The sequence below is a fragment of the Sphingomonas sp. 320_CC genome (assembly GCF_059691795.1).
The window spans coordinates 1-19,398 of the sequence record NZ_JCAWAE010000007.1 but is presented as its reverse complement, the minus strand read 5'-3'; the positions used below and the strand labels follow the sequence as shown (position 1 = coordinate 19,398).

Annotated in this window: 15 protein-coding genes and 1 pseudogene; 8 read left to right on the top strand and 8 right to left on the bottom strand. The window is 62.4% G+C overall.

Annotation, left to right across the window (positions count from 1 at the left end):
• Nucleotides 1-1,090: 1,090 nt before the first annotated feature.
• Nucleotides 1,091-2,203 (bottom strand): hypothetical protein, encoded by a 1,113-nt coding sequence (locus tag AC59GX_RS19925; RefSeq protein WP_056421017.1) that lies wholly within the window; start codon nucleotides 2,201-2,203, stop codon nucleotides 1,091-1,093.
• Between the two features lie 443 nt (nucleotides 2,204-2,646).
• On the opposite strand from AC59GX_RS19925, the gene AC59GX_RS19920 reads away from it, so the two are divergent.
• The 3 genes from AC59GX_RS19920 to AC59GX_RS19910 are packed head-to-tail and all read left to right on the top strand — an operon-like array spanning nucleotide 2,647 to nucleotide 4,588.
• Nucleotides 2,647-3,300, top strand: coding sequence for a nucleotide-binding protein (locus AC59GX_RS19920; protein WP_056421020.1), 654 nt, complete (start codon nucleotides 2,647-2,649; stop codon nucleotides 3,298-3,300).
• Nucleotides 3,300-3,638: a hypothetical protein gene (locus AC59GX_RS19915; protein WP_056421022.1), complete on the top strand. Its 339-nt coding sequence runs from the start codon at nucleotides 3,300-3,302 to the stop codon at nucleotides 3,636-3,638. The genes AC59GX_RS19920 and AC59GX_RS19915 overlap by 1 nt, the downstream gene beginning before the upstream one ends.
• Entirely contained in the window at nucleotides 3,635-4,588 is a 954-nt protein-coding gene (locus AC59GX_RS19910; RefSeq protein ID WP_056421025.1) for a replication initiator protein A, read from the top strand. The genes AC59GX_RS19915 and AC59GX_RS19910 overlap by 4 nt, the downstream gene beginning before the upstream one ends.
• A 579-nt stretch (nucleotides 4,589-5,167) precedes the next feature.
• Here AC59GX_RS19910 and AC59GX_RS19905 read toward each other — a convergent pair.
• The 5 genes from AC59GX_RS19905 to AC59GX_RS19885 are packed head-to-tail and all read right to left on the bottom strand — an operon-like array spanning nucleotide 5,168 to nucleotide 7,900.
• Nucleotides 5,168-6,718 carry a type IV secretory system conjugative DNA transfer family protein gene (locus AC59GX_RS19905; protein WP_207893472.1) on the bottom strand — a complete coding sequence of 517 codons (1,551 nt, stop codon included), beginning with the start codon at nucleotides 6,716-6,718 and terminating at the stop codon, nucleotides 5,168-5,170.
• A complete protein-coding gene (locus AC59GX_RS19900) occupies nucleotides 6,718-6,999 on the bottom strand; it encodes a hypothetical protein (protein WP_133032463.1) in 282 nt (93 codons plus the stop codon). The genes AC59GX_RS19905 and AC59GX_RS19900 overlap by 1 nt, the downstream gene beginning before the upstream one ends.
• Nucleotides 6,996-7,220: a conjugal transfer protein TraD gene (locus AC59GX_RS19895; protein ID WP_133032462.1), complete on the bottom strand. Its 225-nt coding sequence runs from the start codon at nucleotides 7,218-7,220 to the stop codon at nucleotides 6,996-6,998. The genes AC59GX_RS19900 and AC59GX_RS19895 overlap by 4 nt, the downstream gene beginning before the upstream one ends.
• A gap of 13 nt (nucleotides 7,221-7,233) precedes the next feature.
• A complete protein-coding gene (locus tag AC59GX_RS19890) occupies nucleotides 7,234-7,563 on the bottom strand; it encodes a conjugal transfer protein TraD (protein ID WP_133032461.1) in 330 nt (109 codons plus the stop codon).
• Nucleotides 7,564-7,573: 10 nt separating this feature from the next.
• The gene (locus AC59GX_RS19885) at nucleotides 7,574-7,900 is read right to left on the bottom strand and encodes a YnfA family protein (RefSeq protein WP_133032460.1); all 327 of its coding nucleotides are present in this window, start codon (nucleotides 7,898-7,900) and stop codon (nucleotides 7,574-7,576) included.
• Nucleotides 7,901-8,094: 194 nt separating this feature from the next.
• Here AC59GX_RS19885 and traA point away from each other — a divergent pair, with 194 nt between their 5' ends.
• Nucleotides 8,095-11,067: a Ti-type conjugative transfer relaxase TraA gene (gene traA / locus AC59GX_RS19880; RefSeq protein WP_056677703.1), complete on the top strand. Its 2,973-nt coding sequence runs from the start codon at nucleotides 8,095-8,097 to the stop codon at nucleotides 11,065-11,067.
• Between the two features lie 63 nt (nucleotides 11,068-11,130).
• Here traA and AC59GX_RS19875 read toward each other — a convergent pair.
• Nucleotides 11,131-14,109: pseudogene (locus AC59GX_RS19875) on the bottom strand (Tn3 family transposase).
• Nucleotides 14,110-14,113: 4 nt separating this feature from the next.
• Nucleotides 14,114-14,698 carry a recombinase family protein gene (locus tag AC59GX_RS19870; RefSeq protein ID WP_037535053.1) on the bottom strand — a complete coding sequence of 195 codons (585 nt, stop codon included), beginning with the start codon at nucleotides 14,696-14,698 and terminating at the stop codon, nucleotides 14,114-14,116.
• 1,138 nt (nucleotides 14,699-15,836) lie between these two features.
• On the opposite strand from AC59GX_RS19870, the gene AC59GX_RS19865 reads away from it, so the two are divergent.
• From AC59GX_RS19865 to AC59GX_RS19850, 4 genes are all read left to right on the top strand, one after another.
• The gene (locus AC59GX_RS19865; protein WP_056019268.1) at nucleotides 15,837-16,274 is read left to right on the top strand and encodes a DUF202 domain-containing protein; all 438 of its coding nucleotides are present in this window, start codon (nucleotides 15,837-15,839) and stop codon (nucleotides 16,272-16,274) included.
• Between the two features lie 37 nt (nucleotides 16,275-16,311).
• The gene (locus tag AC59GX_RS19860) at nucleotides 16,312-18,087 is read left to right on the top strand and encodes an SLC13 family permease (protein WP_056019265.1); all 1,776 of its coding nucleotides are present in this window, start codon (nucleotides 16,312-16,314) and stop codon (nucleotides 18,085-18,087) included.
• Between the two features lie 25 nt (nucleotides 18,088-18,112).
• Entirely contained in the window at nucleotides 18,113-18,394 is a 282-nt protein-coding gene (locus AC59GX_RS19855; RefSeq protein ID WP_132833781.1) for a hypothetical protein, read from the top strand.
• Nucleotides 18,395-18,449: 55 nt separating this feature from the next.
• Nucleotides 18,450-19,398: chloride channel protein (locus AC59GX_RS19850; protein WP_497302435.1), on the top strand; the 949-nt coding region annotated here is incomplete at its 3' end.

Here is a 19,398-nt window from a genome sequence, read left to right as displayed (position 1 = left end):
CGATTTGAGCACGTTGCCAACCGTGATCTCTCGGCCGAAGCCTCTACCTTACCCCAAAGAGTCTGGTGTGTGGGGCGGCGCTTCCCACCTCTCAAATCGCTAATTTCAATTCGCTTTATACGATCTAACTAGTGGACCTTCTCGCGATATTCAACCTGGCATCGGGAGAATGCCGGATGTGGGCTTCTAAGCAGACCATGACGTGGACAGGTTGCGGAAGCCTTAGTGAGAGCGAAGTCCCTGATCATACCGTCGCGTTGTCTGTTTTGCCCACCTATCTTGAAATCGAGCCCCGCGGGCGAAATCTTGATCAGGCGAATAGGTCACCGATCGCACGCAGGCGAAAGGCATTGAGCCAGCGGCGTCGGCGATGTTCGCTCGCATCATGACGCATGTGGCACCGCTGACAAAGCGCGGCGAGATTGTGCGGCCTGTTGTCGCCAGGATCATGGTTCAGATGCGCGCTGGCGAGGATTACGCGCGTAACATGTAGTGCGCTAGGCGGAGCGATGCCGACGAACCCCGGTTGCACTAAGGCAAGGTCCGCAGGACTGGCTAGGCGGCGAACTCTCCTGCCCTGCCCATCCCGCCAACGGCGCGCATCTTCGTCCCACCACACGCCGTTGCCGAGATGTAGCACGTCGCAACCGTGCGGACGCTGACAATGCTCGCAGCGACCCTTGGCGCGACCGAAGCGAATAAGGGCGGACAACTCGCGCCAATCGATCGGATATAGCCAGCGATGTTCGCGCGCGATTGGCATACCATTCTATGAGTCAGCCGGGAGCGAAACGAAAGCAGAAACCACTTTGATTCAGTAATATCATTAGTGCTAAGCGATTAAGCGATTAAGCGATTAAGCGATTTCATCGCGCTTGCGTTAATGTGGGTCCTCAACCTACCTCTCTTGAGACCGCGTAATTTGCCCTGGCACGGATCTACTCAGCAGGTGGCGGCAAACGCGCAATGGTTCGCTCGCCGCTCTTGGGATCACGCCGGCATGCCCAAACGAGCGTAGCAGTCGCGCCGATGATCGCGGCAATCCCGCCGCACGCGCCAGCGAAGCCGGCAGCATCGACCGCTACCTGGATCACAGTGCAGGTTCCAGCGTAGAACCGAGTCGCATTGGCCGATCAAACCGCCCCTCTAGAGCATCGTGACGGAGCTGGTCGAATGCTTGCTGATATTGTTCGATGATGATGCGCCGCCTCTTCCACGACAGCCGACGACCAGGTGTGTCCGCTTCAACCCGCAGTCGAGCAACCTCTCGATAAGCTGGCGTTTGCCGATGCAACGTCAGGGGAACGTAGAAGTCGGCACGCTCAAACAGATACTCGCGTTCCTCACCAACTAGCGTTCGCGCCGCATCCAGCGCCGATCGTGTTAGCCGGGCTTCGTCGTCTGGTTCCGCAACCGGGTAATAACCGGACGGATCGAGCGGAATGATAGGTTCGGCATCGGTCGCGGCGCTGTCAAATAGCCAGGGCTCATACCAGACTGCTCCGATTTGCTTAAGCAGATCGAGCCTTTCCCAGAACGGCTTCCAGGCAACGGAACTGTCCTTGGCCTTCGCGCGGTGGAAAGACGCCCACTCTCCACCTCCACCGCGATAGCTGCCCCGCGTAATACCCCATACGCCATGCGCGCCAACGTCAGCCAGCTTCCGCGCGTTAGGCTCATCGTTTTGACTAAGGCCGCCTCGGAGGTGTTCGAGCGGTATGCCGTGAGTAGCATCGAGAGAGATCAGCCCGTAAAGATCGATCAGCATCCTAAGTGCCATTGCGTCGCCAGTCTCGCGAACGCGTCGGAGCATGGAGGCTTCGCCCGATAAGCCTGTAACTAGAGCAACCGGTAGAAAGACTGGCTCTGCGTCAATTGCCAGTGGCGGCAGTTCGTATTGCGGCATCATTCGTGAGGAAGCGTCAGTGCGCTTGACGAGACCCGAGGCCACGAGCTCGCCTATAGCGTGCTTGGCCCGCGGCTTCCCCAGCCCCGTATATTCCTCACACGCCTTAGCTGACCATTTAGTGAGGCGATGATCGCTACCCGTGCCGGCCAAGAGAACAAGATAAGCGATCACCAGATTAAGCCGATTGGTCGTCGGCATCGACCAGAGCTGATCCTTAACCTCATGCCCGAGCGCGAAAAAGTTGCTTCCCCGCCCCTTTCCACGAACCCGCTTTTCGGCCTCACTGTCGTCCATAGCTACAGTTCCCGAGTCTAACATAATGCGGCCTTAGCATGTCAAAACGCACCCATCAAGGTCATCAAGGGAATTAAGGAAAACAAGGGTTTCAAGGTGTTCAAGAACACCGGACCATATCAAGGAAATCTCATCGCCGATCGGTCGCGCGGTACGTCACGCGATGAAGTGTGTACGCTGTTTCAAGCGCCTCGCGAGGAGAGAGTGTCGTGCGTGATACCGGCGGTGCTATGCCAGCCAAAAGCCGCCAACGCAGATGTTCAAACCTAAGCGCGTACCTTGGGGATGTAGGGTCAATATCATTTGCATGCTGGAACTTCAGACGCCCCGCTATGACCGATCGAGGGGCCAAGTTAGTGAGGTTAGGCTAAGCGATTAATGCTATTTACGACTAAGCGGTTAAGCGGCATAAGTAGCTCAGCCGATTAGTAGGGGTAGCAGCGATGAAAGTATGGGCCGTGATCGCGCAAAAAGGCGGTCAATCCAAGACCACCCTTTCTACAGGGTTTGCCGTCGAAGCCGCGCGCGAAGGCGCGTCAGTCGTGATCTTGGATGCCGACGATCGTCAGGGATCAGCGCTCTACTGGTCGGAGCGTCGCGACGACGACGACGTGACGGTGAAGGACAGCAGCGTCGCCGGCCTGCCGCTTCACGTCTCGCGCGGACGCGGTAGCGGCAAGATCGACCTTATCATCATCGACACGCCGGCGAACTCCAAAGATATTGCGATGCTTGCGGCCGAGCAGGCAGATTTCGTCATCATCCCCGTCGCGCCGCGCGGGCTGGACGTTCATTCGGTGTTGCAGACCGTCAAGCAAGTGCAGCAGGCCGGCACTCCCTTCGCCGTCATTCTGACCCAGGTTCCGCACCAGGGCGGGGAGGGGCAGGAGGCCCATGCCGGGTTCGCGGCCAAGGGCGTGACGATGTTCGACAGCCGCCTTCACTTCCGCAAGGACTTCTACAAGGCGACGCCGCTTGGACGTACCGCAGCGGAAACGGAACCGGACAGCAAGGCGGCGGCAGAACTGCGCGCAGCCTATGACGAAGCTAAGCGACTAAGCGGCTTTACGACTAAGCCAGTAAGCGAGGCGGCATAATGGCGAAGAAGCCTTCCGCGCTTGCCGGCATCTTCGATGAGGAGGTCGAGGAACTAGCGCCGAATCCCGCTCTCGCTCCTCAGTCAGCACCCGAGCCGCAGCGGGCGGCAGCGCCACGCCGATCGCGGCGTTCGGCCGACACGCCAGCATCGCCAGCGCCGGAACGGCGCAGCAGCCACCCGGGCAAGAAGCCGGTGCTGATCCACATTCCCGAGGACATGCACCGCGCGCTTCGCCAGCTCAGCGTGGAGGAGGGCGGGGAACCCCTCACCGTCATCACCGAGCGCTTGCTCCGCCAGTATTTGGTCAAGCGGGGCCACACTAGGTTCGCCCCGTGAGCAAGCGGCGTGATCCCAATCCCGAGTTCGACCTGTTCATCCCGGCGCTTGGGGACCTCCCGCTCAAGGACCAGCGGGAAGTTATGGAGCGTCCGTTTTTCTCGTTGCAGAAGCGCAAGCGCCTCAAGCCCATCGAGTATCGCAGCCCCGATGGCGAGGCGTGGGTGCGCGTGCAGGCGATCCCCGACTACGGAATGGCGACGATTTGGGATGCCGACATTCTGATATGGGCGGCATCTACCCTTAATCGCATGAAGCAGCAGGGCTTGAACGACTTGCCGCGCACGCTGACCACGACGCCTTATGACCTGTTGCGAGCTATCAAACGCGGCACTGGCGGCAGGGATTATCAAGAGTTGCAGGCGGCGCTGCTTAGGCTCCAGACGACCTCCATCACCACCTCAATCCGCGCGACCAAGCGCCGGCAGAAGGCCGGCTTCAACTGGCTCGATAGCTGGACCTTCGACACCGACGCCGAGACCGAGCAGCCACGGGGCATGACGCTGACCCTTTCGGATTGGGTTTATGAGGGGATCGTCAACGAGAAGTCGTTGCTCACCATGCACCCTGACTATTTCCTCCTGTCCGGAGGTTTAGAGCGGGCGCTGTATCGCATCGCGCGCAAACATGCAGGCACGCAGCGCGGGGGGTGGTTGTGCCGGGTCGAGGTGCTTCGCGACAAGACAGGCAGTGATGCCCAGCCCAAAGAGTTCAATCGGATGCTTCGGCGCGTGATCGAGGCTGACCAGCTGCCTGATTATACGATGGACGCAGCTGAAACGACCGACAAAAGCCCGGCTGTGCTGTTCAGGCTCCGCGGTGAGGCCGAAGCATTAGCACTGGCCGAGAAGATGCGCGTGGAGGAGGAGCGGCGAGCCCGCCTTGACGCCGATCGTCGGCGTACGGAAGAGGTGGACGCCCGAATGGACCGGCTGGCCGGCCGTCGCTAACTATCGGGGTTTCACCCACCAAAGCCCACAACTATCGGGGTTTCACACACCTGCTGGTTTGCCGGGCAGAGTCGGGCAAGCTCCGGCCAGCGTCATGCAGCGTTCGCGCTGTGGATAACTGGCACGGAAGAGCCGTTCAAGCCATGCCAGAGTCGGGGTTTCACACACCTTTTCGTCGGGGGATCACCCACCGCACTATCGGGGTTTCACACACCGAATCACGGGGTTTCACCCACCGCCTATATCGGTAAGGTACTGAAAACAGGGCAGAAACTAGGGTCTTTTTGACCCTTAACCTTTTTAAGATTCCTATTTAACAGAATCACTTAATGTCACTGCACCGTTCGACGAACCAAAGGACGGCTTATGGAATCGGCCTAACGGCCGATGCTCTTTCCTTTCGTGCCGCCTTCGGCGTCACAGAAGCGGCGCAAGCGCCGCTAGCTAGGCGAGAAAGAAGTGAGGCAAGTGGCGATGGAACCGCTCGCTATAGTCGCTTAGAGGCGTTGTGAGCGCAGGGAGCAGGCTTTCAGGCTGTTCGGGGCGTTGAGCGCCGCGATTGGCCCCACCGGGCTTGAATCAGGCCGGATCAAACAGGCCGACGAACTCGCGTTGATCGTAATAACGGATTTTCTCGACCGCGAGCGGGTGTTCACCCTGGCGCAGCAGCAGGAGTTGATCGGGCCGCATCCGCATGATTTCGTCTGGCGTGGCGAGCCGGCGGGCCGAAACGTGCCCGCTGACGCTCTCCGAAGGCCCGGCGCGATTTTCGCCCCAGCCCGTACCGCGTGACGTGCTGACGGTATCGTATTCGATCGTCGTGTCGCCGATCGTGCGCGAGAGCATGTCGGCGGTCGCATGATCGTTGACCCCGAACGTCTGGATCACGCCGGCGTTGGACATGAACGTGCCGGCGCGTTCGCCATAGGTGGCTTTGAGCTGATGCATGTCCTGAAGGATCGGCCAGAGCTGAAGGCCGTAGCCCGCCATCAGCCCCATCGCGCGCTCGACCGGTTCAAGGCGGCCGAGCGCGGCGAACTCATCGAGCAGGAACAGCACGGGCCGGGCAGGGCGGGCGGTGGAGCGCGCCATGTCGGTGACGGCCTGGCTCACCAGCAGCCGCAGCCATCGGGCATAGGTATCGAGCCGATCAGGCGGCAGGCACAGGAACACGGTGGCGGTTGTGTCCTTCAATCCCGCGAAGGTGAAATCGGACGCGGCGGTGCTGGCGACAATGCGCGGGCTGTCAAGAAAGTGGGTGTGGCGCTGCGCCGAGGATAGCACGCCAGCGGCTTCGCGATCGGACTTGCCGAGCTGGCGGTTGGCCGCGCGCGCTATCAGGCCACCGGCCCCGGCGCTGTCCTGCATATCGGCCAGCAACGCGGCGAAGCCAGCAGGGGCGAGCGTCAGCTTGTCGCGTATCGTTGCCAGCACGCGGCGATCGGCGGGTTCGTGGACGACGGTGTGCAGAATCAGCCCGGCGATCAGCGCCTTGGCTTCCTCGTTCCAGTGCGCTTCGCCCGATTGTCCCGGCGCGTCATGCACCAGCGCGTCGGCGAGGGTGTTGGCATCTTCCGCGAGATCGAGGCTGGCGGGATCGAGCCGGTCGAGCGGATTGTAGCGGGCAGGGGGCTGACCCGACACGCCGAACGGATCGAGGCACCAGACCTTGCCCTTGGCGGCACGCGCACGGGCGGTGACGCGAGCGTTCTCGCCCTTGGGGTCGATGCAGATCACCGAGCGATCGAGCAGCAGCAGGTTGGGGATAATCGTACCGACACCCTTACCTGAGCGGGTGGGTGCCATCGTCAGCAAATGCGCCGCGCCGTCGTAGTGCAGCAGCTTCCCCGACCTCGCCGAGCGGCCGATCAGAAGATCCCCGTTCGCTTCCAGCTTCCGCACGTCAGCACGGTCGCCAAAACGGGCGGAGCCGAGCAGATCATTGCGCTGGTTGGCGGCACGCCGGTTGAAGCGCCACGCCAGGAACAGGATCGCGCCGGCCAGCAGGAACGGAATGTCGGTCGCTATCTCGCCATAACCGAAGATGCTCTTGAGCCAGGCATTGCTCGCCATCAGCACCACAAAGGCGACGAAGACGGCGAGAAGCGGGCTGATCCGTCGCCTGGGCATCAGTGCGCCGCCATCGGCGTGATCGGCAGAGACCGATCGGCGTCGGGATGATCGAGCAGCCGAAGCAGGATTTGCGAGACGAGGGGAGGGGGTACACCCTCATCCAGCATCATTGTGAAAAACGCATCGTCGTTAGGCGTCGGGATCATGTCCTCGATGACCAGGTTGGCGCGCGAGTCCGCCATGTCTTCGTGCCACATCGCGATTTCCGTTGGCGTGCCGCGCACGAAATCCATCGCGCGGACCTGGCAGCGGATCGTCTCGATATCGAAATCGCTCATTGCGCCTCGCTCCCTTCCGCCTCTGCGTCGAACGCGCGTTTTCCGCGTCTTTTCCATAGCGCCAGTATGTCGCCAGAATCGTCGTGACGACCACGCCCGGCAAGATCGAGCAGCGCGCCGTAAAGGGTGGCACGATCGTCGTCGGTCAGCTCGACCAGGCCCGCTTTTTGGACGAGGCCGCCTAGCTCAATCAGGTGGCGTGTTCGTTCGCGACGTTGCACGACCCAGCCCCTGCTATCCGTTCGCCGTTCCGCCGCTTCCGCCCGCAGCGTCGCCGCCCGATTCAGTCGCAGCGCCCGATCCGTCGATCGCAGCAGCGCCGCCACCTTTGCGCCCGCGCCGTTGAAAGAAGGCCGCGCCCTTTGCGCGCCATGCCTCCTTCGCGCTGGCGTCCTTTGATCCGATCGCATCGAGCAGCACGCCGGCTAGGGTTTCCGCATCAAGCGCATCGGCACCAGTGGCAGCGACGAGCTGGCCTAGCTGTTCAACCCGCTTCGCCTTGAGCGAGCGGGCCTTGTCGTTCAGCGCCTTTAGCTCAGCATCGTAATCGCGAACCTTCCTCATACCTTTTTCCTCACAAAGCGGATCGCGGCGCGAGCAGGATTACACCCGCCCCAACGATGCACATGGTTGCACCGATCATATCCCACCGATCGGGCGCACGATGCTCAACCAGCCACAGCCACAACAAAGACGAGAGGATATAGACGCCGCCATAGGCAGCATACGCCCGCCCGGCCGCATCAGAATCGACGCGGGTCAACAAGAAGGCGAATAGCGCCAGCGAGACCGTCCCCGGCGCAATCCACCACGCCGATCGCCCAAGCTTCATCCATGCCCAGAAAGCAAAGCAGCCGGCGATTTCAGCAAGTGCCGCAGCGAGGTAGATCGCACTGGTCATCGTCAGTGAACCTAATGTCGGCATCGCCTCACTTCCGCATCTTGATGCCACCACTTTAACGCACCCGGCATGAGGGTAAAGCAGGAAAGGGCAAACACAGGCACCAAGTCAATCAGGAGATGCGCAGCAGATCGGGAGTGCGCGCTTATACGTCGTTGCCGACGTGCGCTAAGTAGGGCAGTGTGCGGAGCGTCATGGCGATCTATCATTTCTCCGCCAAAGTTGTGAGCCGCGCAAACGGATCGAGCGCCGTCGCGAGCGCCGCCTATCGTTCCGCATCTGAGCTGCACGACGATCGGTTGAACCGCGATCACGACTTCAGCAACAAGGCGGGCGTGATTCACTCCGAGGTGATGTTGCCGGAGGGCGCACCAGAGCGTTTAAACGATCGCACGACGCTGTGGAACGAGGTTGAGGCAGGCGAGAAGCGCAAGGACGCGCAGCTTGCCCGTGAGGTGGAGTTCTCGATTCCGCGTGAGATGAACGAGAAGCAGGGCGTCCAGCTCGCACGCGATTTCGTGAAGAAGCAGTTTGTCGATCGCGGGATGGTCGCTGATCTGAACGTGCATTGGGACAAGGCGAAGGACGGCACGCCCAAGCCGCACGCGCATGTCATGCTTGCGATGCGCGACGTGGGGCTGGAGGGGTTCGGGAAGAAGAACCGCGACTGGAACTCGACCGAGCTTTTGAAGGACTGGCGCGAGGCGTGGAGCGCTCACGTTAACGAGCGCATGGCCGAGCTGGGGATTGAGGGTCGCATCGACCACCGCAGTTACGAGGCGCAGGGGATCGGGCTGGAGCCGCAGCACAAGATCGGCCCGGCCGCATCGCGTCGTCCGGAGCAGGGGCTTGAGGCGGAGCGGATCGAGGATCACACGCGCATCGCTCGTGAGAACGGCGAGAAGATCATCGCCGATCCCAATGTCGCGCTGGACGCCCTCACGCGGCAGCAGGCCACGTTCACCGTCCGTGACCTTGCGACGTTCGCGTTCCGGCACAGCGACGGCAAGGAGCAGTTCGACCAGGTGATGGGGGCGGTGCGCGCCAGCCCTGAGCTGGTCGCATTGGGGAAGGATGGACGCGACCAGGAGCGGTTCACGTCGCGCGACATGATTGCGGTGGAGAACCGGCTTGAGCGTGCCGGCGACGATCTGGCGGGCCGGGGCGAGCATGGCGTCGCCGATCGGCATCGTGACGTCGCGATCGGCGCGGCCGAGGGGCGTGGCCTTGTCCTGTCGGGCGAGCAGCGCGACGCCTTCGATCATGTGACCGGCGACGCGGGGCTGGCGTCCGTCGTCGGCTATGCCGGCAGCGGCAAGTCGGCGATGCTTGGCGTGGCGCGCGAGGCATGGGAGGGGCAGGGTTACACGGTTCGCGGCGCGGCGTTGTCGGGCATTGCGGCCGAGAACCTTGAGGGCGGATCGGGCATCCAGTCCCGCACCATCGCTAGCCTGGAACACGCATGGGGGCAGGGCCGCGAGCAGCTAGGCCCCAAGGACGTGCTGGTAGTGGACGAGGCTGGCATGATCGGCTCGCGCCAGATGGAGCGGGTGCTGTCCCAGGCACGCGATGCTGGGGCCAAGGTCGTGATGGTCGGCGATCCTGAGCAGTTGCAGGCGATCGAGGCGGGCGCGGCGTTCCGCAGCGTCACCGAGCGGCACGGCGCGGCCGAGATCACCGAGATACGCCGGCAGCGCGAGGACTGGCAGCGCGACGCCACACGTGCGCTGGCGACCGGGCGCACCGGCGAGGCGATCCACGCCTATGACGGCAAGGGCACGGTCCACGCGGCCGACACGCGCGAGGCGGCGCGGGGCGCGCTGGTCGATGGTTGGGATCGCGCGCGCCAGACCGAGCCGGGCAAGAGCCGCATCATCCTCACCCACACCAACGCCGAGGTGCAGAGCCTCAATGGCGAGGCGCGCGACCGGTTGCGCGCGAGCGGCGACCTTGGCGATGACGTGACGGTGAAGGCCGAGCGCGGCGAGCGGCAGTTCGCGACCGGCGACCGCATCATGTTCCTTCGCAACGAGCGCGGCATGGGGGTCAAGAACGGCACGCTGGCGACGATCGAGCGGGTATCGCCCGAGGGCATGGCGGTGCGCCTCGATGACGGGCGCGGGGTCGCGTTCGACACCAAGGATTATGCCCATGTCGATCACGGCTATGCGGCGACGTTCCACAAATCCCAAGGCGTGACGGTCGATCGCGCCCATGTCCTCGCCACTCCGGGCATGGACCGCCACAGCGCCTATGTCGGCATGTCGCGGCACCGCGACGACGTGCAGCTTCACTATGGCCGCGACGACTTCACCGACCAGCGCCAGCTTGTTCGCGCTCTGTCGCGCGAACGCGGCAAGGACATGGCGGGCGATTACGCTAAGCCCGAGCAGGATCAGGCGCGGGCGTTCGCCGATCGGCGCGAGATCCGGTTCCCGGAACTCGCACGCCAGATGGTCGAGAAGGTGCGCGACAAGGCCAAGGGCATGTTTGCCGGTTTCCGGCCAAAGCCGGCTGTCGCGAAAGAGGGGGCGATTAACACTGCCCGCGATCACGGGCAGGGGGGTCCGATTAACACCGCCCGTGATCGCAGCCAGGGGGGTCCGATTAACACCACCTTGGACGTCTCTCAGGCCAAGGCGATCGAACGCTATGCACGTGCCGCGGGCGATATCGGCCGGATGCGCAACAAGGGTCTGCCCGTGCTGCCGCATCAGGAGAGCGCTTTGCAGAAGGCTGGCGAGAGGCTGGACGCGACCCGTCCCCATGCCGCGCGCGACCTTGCATCGGCGCTTGCGCGTGATCCGAAGCTTATCGAGCAGGTGTCGGGCGGCAATACAGTTGGCGCGGCACGCGCGATGGCCGACGAGAAGCGTGTGCGGCTAGACCCGGACGCGCGTGCCGAGCGGTTCGTGGAAGGCTGGCAGAAAATGCAGCAGGCGCGGGCAGGCATGGAGCGGGCCGGCGACAGTGCCGGTGCCGAGCGGTTGCGCGAGCGGATGGAGAAGGCGGCGGGCGGGCTGCACCGTGACCCGCAGCTCGAATCCGCACTGCGTCGCCATGCACCCGACCTGGCGCTGAAGCAGGAAAGCGAGCGGTCGATCGGCGATGCGCTGTCGTCGTCGCTCGATCGTGGGCGCGACCGGGATCGGGGGATGAGCCGGTGACGGTTCGTGCTTTCGGGTACGATCCGGTTTGGGGTCGGTACATAGAACGGACCCAGATATACGCTAAGGTTTTGCCAGACCTTCGACGGCGCGCATGAGGCGGAGCGGCCTGAGCGCGGTGGACGGCGCATCGGGATCGGTCCAGAGGTAATCCCCGGTGAGGTTGATGTGCTGCCAGCCGAGCGGCGATAGGTGTTGGAGCAAGTCCGGCGGGACCGGTCGGCCAAGGTTGGCGAGATGCATCCGGGCGGCTTGCAAGTAGGTCGTGTTCCACAGGACTATGGCACCGGCGACGAGATTAAGCGCGCTCGCACGATGGCTCTGGGCTTGCAGCGCGTGATCGCGGATACGGCCGATGCGGTGGAAGAAAATGGCGCGTTTCAGTGCATTTTCTGCTTCTCCCTTATTGAGTTCGCGGGTGGCGCGGCGACGCTGTTCGGGCTGTTCGATCCAGTCGAGCGTGAACAGCGTGCGTTCGACGCGACCGATCTCGCGCAATGCCAGTGCCAAGCCGTTGGCGCGCGGGTAGGCGCCGAGCCGTTCGAGCATGATCGATGCGCTGACGACGCCGGTGCGGATCGAGGTTCCCAATCGCAACACGTCGTCCCAGTGCGCGGCGATCAGACCTTCGTCTATCCTGCCCGCAACCAGCGGCGCGATATCGGGGCCGGGTTCGATGCCGTCGAACAAGTGCAAGCGGCGTGCGGCGATGTTTGGGATGCGCGGCGCGAACCGGAATCCGAGCAGATGGCATAGCGCGAACACATGGTCGGAGACGCCCCCGCCATCGACGTGATGCTCTTCGATGTGCAGATCGGCGCCGTGGTGGAGCAGCCCGTCGAGCACTTGCGCCGCCTCGCTCGCGGAAGCCGAGATAACGGTGGAATGGAACGGCGCGTAGCGATCCGAGATATGACTGTAGAAGGAGATGGCCGGCTCCGTCCCCTTGTGCGGATTGACCGCGCCGGTTGCCTGGGCGCGTCGGTCGAGCGGGAAGTTCTGACCGTCCGAGCTGGATGAGGTGCCGGACCCGAACAGGGCGGCGAGCGGTGCGGTGTGCTGGGCATCGACCAGCCGGGCGAGAGCGCGGCCGTAGGTCTCCTCGCGCAGATGCCATGAGGCGAGCCAGCCGAGCTGGCGCTGGGTCACAAAATTGCAGGCTTCCGCCATGCGCGTGTGGCCCAGGTTGGTGGCATCGGCGAGTACCGCTGTCAGGATCGCGCGTGGTTCATCGGCGACAAGCCCATTTTGCAGATGCGTGAAGCACTGGCTGAACCCAGTCCATCGATCGACTTCGGCAAGGAGGTCGGTGATGCGGATCGTGGGTAGATGGGCATAGAGTGGCGCAAGCGCGGTATCGGCTTCCTCGGGCGTGACCGCCTTCAACGGCGAAATCCGCAGCCTCCCGAGACTGAGTTGCACGTCTTCCAGCGCGTCCGTTTCCGCCTTTCGCTCGACCTCGGCCAATCGACGGGCAAGGCGGGTGCGTCGTTCGGCCAGCCAGACACCGGCCGTATCCGGTGCCGGGATTGGCAATGGGCCAGCCGCGCGCATGGTGGCGAATACGCGTCCGGAAATGAGTTGCTGCTCGACGGCACGATATCGCCGGCTTCCCTCGACCCACATGTCGCCAGCGCGAAGCCGGTCGCGAAGCTCGACCAGCACGCACAGTTCATAGATCCTGCGATCCGGAATGTCGGAGCCGATCCCCCGACGCCAAGCCTGCCGGATGAAGCCGACCGGCGCGTCGGTCGGTATCTTTCGTAGGCGGCCGAGATGAAGGTCGCGCATGATCGCGACCGCTCGCGCGAGCGCATGGCAGGCTGGCACCGCCCCGAATGTGAACGAGGCGACGAACGAGGGACCGACCTGTCTGAGGACGGGGTAATTGGTGGCGGCGATCGTGACGGGATCGACGGCATCGGGACGGATCAGCTTGCGGGCTTCATCGACCTCGCGGCCGAGATCGTCCCATCCGATCGTTGCTTCGACCGCAGCGGCGATGTCGCCACCCGACACCCTGGCGGCAAGCAGGGCATCGCCGAGCCGGGCGAGCAACCGGATTTTGCCGTTGATGGTACGTCGGTCACGCTTGAGCGCCGTGTCCGCGCTGTTCTGCTCGCGCCGGAACATCTGGCCCAGCAGGCGATCGAACATCAGCACCGCATCGTCGGTGAGCGTCACTATGGTTTCAAGTATGGTCGCCACCAATGTGGCGCGACGCCGTGTCGCTTGCAGCGTCCGAACGTGCTGCGCGGTCAGCCGCGCACCCTCCTGGCACAGGCGTCGCAGGCGTTCGGGATGTACGCCTGCGGCGATATCGGGATCGATCCCGATCGCTCGAAGCAGTGTCAATCGCTCGATGATGGCGGCAAACGTCTTGCGGCCCGGCTTGCCGGGTGGTTGCCGCACCCAGGCCAGATCGCTCTGGTTCGTGCCGGCATGAGGCAAAAGAAGGGCGTCGAGCAGTTGGCGTTGCCCGGCGTCCAGTCCTCGGGTGAGATGCTCGGCAACATGGCGTTCGGCATCGAGCAACGCCTGGGCGACCATCCGCTCGACGGAACTGATGCCCGGCACAATGATGCGCCGTCGCCGGCACTCATCCAGCAGCACCCGCGCGAGCCGGGGCCCGCTGGTGGTCGTTAGCGCGATCGGCAGGAGCCATTCCTGCAATGTTGTTCGCAGCGGCCGACTGAGCGGCGTGAAACCGAACGCGTCGCGCAGCGCATCGAGCTGTTCGTACCGGGTCGGGCCGCGCGTCGCGTAGTCGGCCAGCACATCGGGTTCGACCTGCAATTGCTCGGCAACGAATGCGAGCGGGGTATCGGGAATCAGTTCCCCGGGGCGAAGCAGGCGGCCGGGATAGCGCAGCGCGCAAAGCTAGATCGCGAAACCGAGCCGGTTATGCGGCCGTCTCCGGCGCACGATGACAGCCAGATCGTCCTGGCTCAATGTCCAGTGCTGGACGAGCAGGGTTTCGTCGTCGGGAAGCGCAAGCAACGCCGCGCGTTGCTCATCCGACTGGACGGCGCGACGCGGCATCGAATCAGACTTTGGCCGGTGCGGTCCAGCCGATCCGCGACAGCGTTCCGAGCAGGGTCGAGCGCGGCACCTTGAAGGTCCGGCAGACGGACGCCTTGCTCGCCCCACCATCCAGCGCGGCGGTGATCCGCTCGAGCGTTTCGGCGTCGATCATCGGCGGGCGACCGCCCTGGCGTCCCCGGCGTTTGGCAGCGGCCAGTCCCGCCATCACCCGTTCGCGAGTCAGCGCACGCTCATATTGCGCCAATGCGCCGAACAGCGAGAACAGCAACTCGCCGTGCGGCGTGGTCGTATCCATCTGCTCGGTCAGCGACCGGAACGCGATGCCGCGCGCCTTCAGGTCGGTGACGATCGTCAGCAGGTGCGGCAGCGAGCGCCCGAGCCGGTCGAGCTTCCACACGATCAGCGTGTCGCCCGCGTTCAGATAGTCGAGGCAGGCTTTCAGGCCCGGTCGATCGTCGCGCGCGCCGGATGCCTTGTCGGTATGGAGATTCCGATGATCGACGCCGGCTGCGACTAGCGCGTCCCGCTGGAGATCGACCGTTTGGCGATCGTCAGCCGACGATACCCGCATATATCCGACGAGCATGTACGACAAACCATCAAAAGCATGTTGTCGCACACTTTATCAAAGCGACAGGGTTTGTCGATCGTTATGGGCCGAGGCGCGTGTGGTTCGGCGAAGGCCCAGGTCAGGGGTGTCGGCTATCATGTGTTTTCCGACACTGGCGGGGCTAGTCGGCGCTTAAAAACGGCAGGGCCGTTCACGCCCACACCCGGACGCTCGGGTTAGTAATTCGGAGTCCCGGTAGTAGTCATTCGTTCAGTGGGATTATGGGGAACTTTCCAGACATGAGTTGCAATCGGGGCGCTCGGGATTGGTAAAGCTGTCTAGTTACGGCCAATGGGCAAGCGCGGTAAAATGGATCGCAAAAGCGATTACGCTGATATAATCTGGCATCGGAGGTAAATGCAGAAATGGAAAGTAGCCGTCAGCTGGAGAGCATCGCCCTCGCAATTGCTCCAATGCTAGCGACTTCTGTATCCGAAGTATGGATCGTGGCAGAAGTTCATGACGACTGGATACAGAGGCGCTACGATGTCGTGTGCAACGGTAAGCTTGTTGAGGGGGTGGAAGGTGAGAGAACCATGAACCGATCCGTCAATGATGCTCTATCCGCCCTAAGGCGTGACATGCTTAAAGAGAGTCAGGAAGATTGGCATCATTGCACCTATGTTTTGAGGTCTGACGGAATCTTCAAAATGGAGTTCGATCGTAGCAGACCGCCGAGCGTGTGAATGTAACGATAGATACTCCTGTAAAAGGAGGCAGCGCCACAGAATGTCGGCCATCGCCAGCACCTTCCCGAAAGCCGCCGTTCCGCTTTCCTGCCCAACCCGGACATTCCCGAAATTCGATCCAGACCGTGCGAAAACTCACCGCCGCCCCCGATACAGACGTGATGCTCGAAACATAACGTCGCCAGATATGGCTGCGACGCAAGATAGCCAATCACCTGGCAACCGACACGCAGCTATATTAGTACGCTACATTCGGGGTTGGAGTTTTCGCACGGTCTGGATCGTTTTCGAGAAAGGTTTCGTGCCGCAACCAGCCGGTTTTGACACCTGTGAAGGCGGGGGATCTGCTAACCTCGATAACTTATTCGGCATGATCCTTTTTAACATTCGATGTGCTGAAAGCGTGTGGGTATCGTTGATCATCCATGGCCAACGAACGACTGTCATTGACCCGTGATTTCAACGGCCCATTCGTTCACGGTGCGGACCGGTTGGAGCATAGCGCCAAGCAGCAAGCAGATAGCGCCGATCGGCGCACGGAGCTTGCTGCCGATCGAACAGTCATGGCAGCGGAGCGCACCTACGCAGCCTGGGTCCGTACCGGGCTTGCCGCTCTAGCCGCAGGAATTGGCGCCCGCGCATTGCTTGAGAACATCGTGCCCGGCTGGCTTGCCGGTGCGACCGCAACCGTCCTGATCCTGTTCAGCGGCTTCTGCTTCGTTGCAGCGGTCTGGCGTGAAATGATTCCTATCGCCCCACCGCGGCCCGACACTCAGCGACTGCCGGCTTGGTTGCTGATCTCTGTGAACGGCTTCCTAGCGATTGCCGTCTTGGCGGCACTCGTCGGGATTTGGCTGCAATAACCGGCGTGACTATCGCCATTTTACGGATTCTGCTTGCATGACCACGCCGCAACTTATGTCGATTGGCCTGCTGATTGGCATGATGGGCCTCTTTCTTTGGGGCCGATTTCGCTATGATGTCACGGCCATCATCGCCCTGCTTGCCGGGCTGTCGCTGGGATTGGTGAAGCCCAAAGCGGCATTTACTGGCTTTTCCGATGACATCGTTATCATCGTTGGATCGGCGCTGGTGATCTCATCGGCAATGCAGCGTTCCGGCCTAATCGAGAGCGCGCTCGGGATACTGGCGCGGCGCGTGACACGCGTCCGGTCGCAACTCGTGGTGCTGACTACGGCAGTCGGGGTATCGTCCGGGCTCGTAAAGAACGTCGGTGCCTTGGCTATGCTGATGCCGGCAGCCGTGCAGACGGCGAAGAAATCGGACACTAGCCCCTCGGTGTTCCTGATGCCGATGTCGTTCGCTTCGCTCCTTGGCGGGTTGATGACCCTCGTTGGTACGTCGCCGAATATTATTGTCAGCAGAGTACGAGAGCAGATGACCGGTGAGCCGTTCGGCATGTTCGATTATCTGCCAACGGGGCTGGGCCTGCTTGTGGTCGGCCTCATTTTCCTGCGTTTCGGCTACCGCCTCCTGCCCAGGGAACGCCGCGCAGCGCCGACCATGGGCGAAGCTCTAAACATCACGGACTATGTCACTGAGGCGACCATCCAAGACGGATCGCCCGCTGTCGGCGAAACGGTTGAGTCCTTCATCGACCGTCATGATAATGAGGTGACGATCGCCAATGTTGTCCGTGACGATGTGCGCACGAGCATTACGGCCGAGTTCCTTCTGGCTGCCGGCGACACGCTGATCTTGGGCGGTGACCCGGATACGCTTGAGCGTGTCATTGCGGGTGACCACCTAGCACTTGCCGGACAGCATCGTGACCTACCGGAAGGCAGCGAAGATGATGAGGTTGGCGTCATTGAGGCGGTCATCACCACCGGCTCCGTGTTGGTCCGCCAGTCCGCTGGACGACTGCGGCTTCAGCAACGCTATGGCGTCAATCTCATCGCGGTATCGCGCGCCGGCAAACGGCTGACCAAGCAGCTCAGCGAGACCGTCTTGCGCGCCGGCGATGTCATTGTTCTTCAAGGACCCCTCACACTCTTGCCGGAACGCATGCGTGACCTCGGTACGCTGCCGCTGGCAGAGCGTGCCCTGCGTCTGGGAAGTTCGAAGCGTCGCTTCCTACCACTTATCATCCTCGCGGTGGCGATGACCGTAACCGCGACCGGCTATGTGCCTGTGGCCGTCGCCTTCTTCGCCGCTGCCGGTCTAATGATGGCGACCGGAGCGCTACCGCTGCGAGATGCCTATGATGGCGTCGAATGGCCAATTCTCATCATGCTGGGCGCGCTCATTCCGGTCAGTGAAACCCTGCGCACCACCGGCGCGTCGGATGTACTCGCGACCTCGCTTGCCCATCTGGCGGCCTCCTTGCCGCCATGGGGCGCGGTCGCCCTGATCCTCGTAGCGGCGATGGCTGTGACGCCGTTTCTCAACAATGCCGCGACGGTCTTGGTGATGGCGCCAATCGCGGCGGTGTTCGCGCATGACCTCGGATATCGCCCCGAAGCCTTCCTCATCGGGACCGCTATCGGGGCAGGATGCGATTTCCTGACGCCGATTGGGCATCAGTGTAACACCTTGGTTTTTGGTCCTGGGGGCTACCGCTTCAGCGATTACGCCCGGCTGGGCGCACCACTATCGGTTCTGGTGGTCTTGGTTGGTACGCCTCTAGTGATGTGGACTTGGCCACTGCACTGATCGCCGGGTACTGTTGATGGGCAGCATGGCCAAGCCGCAGGCGTTCGAAGATACTGAATGGCGTCCGTGGCGAGGAAGCGTACCGGGCGGCTCGGAAGGTTGTGGCACCGCAGATGTAGCAGGCGTAGGCGGCTTCATGCGTTTTTTCCACTCGCGGGCAGCCATGCCCGTTCTCATCGTCCTACTGCTTGCAACAATCACGGCAGCTGGACTGGCGACGTCTTGGACGCTGTCGATTGTGATGTGGCTTTCGAGCGCCGTTCTCGCCGCAGCCCTGTTTGCAACCTTGATGCAGGACGCCGACTGACATGGCTTCAGCGCCACTGATCGATAGCGCAGCTAGTCCACCTGGATCTGGTCGGGTGGCGCCATCGTGGCTCCGTAAAGCTTTTCGATCCAGCGAAGCTGCACTCATCGTGCTGGCCATCATGATCGGCAGTGCAGCCGGATTGCTCAGTGTCGTCCAGGGTACGCTCGCACAGGCGATGCAGCATCTGCTTTATGCCTTGTCGCCGGATGAAAGGCTGAGTGCGGCCACGACGATCCCTTACCTTGCTCTACTTGCCCTGCCGGCTGGTGGAGCCGTCCTCGCACTCTTCTCTTGGGTTACTCATGCTCGCCGGCGCCGGATGGTCGACGCTGTAGAGGCGAACGCCCTTCATGGTGGTCGCATGTCATGGTCCGACAGCCTCGTTATCTCCGGGCAAACGATCCTTTCCAACGGCTTCGGTGCGTCTGTGGGGCTTGAGGCGGCGTATGCGCAGTTGGGAGGGCTCGTCGCCTCGCTCAGCGGCAACTGGTTTGCGTTACGCAGGTCCGATCTGCGCATCTTGGTCGGCGCCGGAACGGGCGCCGCCATCGCAGGTGCATTCGGGGCTCCATTAGCTGGGGCCTTCTATGCCTTTGAGATCGTAATCGGGGCCTATACGATATCAGCGCTGGCACCTGTCGCTGCGGCGTGCCTGGCGAGTGTCCTTGTGGCGCAGGCGTTTGGTGCTCAACCGTATCTGGTTGCGGCTAATGCAGGCGAACAGATCGAGACGTTCCACTACCTTCTCTACGCCGGTCTTGGGGCCTGTGCCGCTGGCGCTGGTATACTGCTGATGCGGGCTGTTGCGGAGATGGAAGCAGCTACACGCAAACTGCCGATACCCTCGATTTGCCGGCCGATATTGGGCGGTCTTCTGCTCATCCCTCTGGCGATGCTCACGCCGCAAATTCTCTCTGCTGGTCACGGCGCCCTCCACCTCAATCTTGAAGCCGAGGTATCGCTGCGCTTCCTCGCCGCCATCTTCGTCGTCAAGTGCGCGG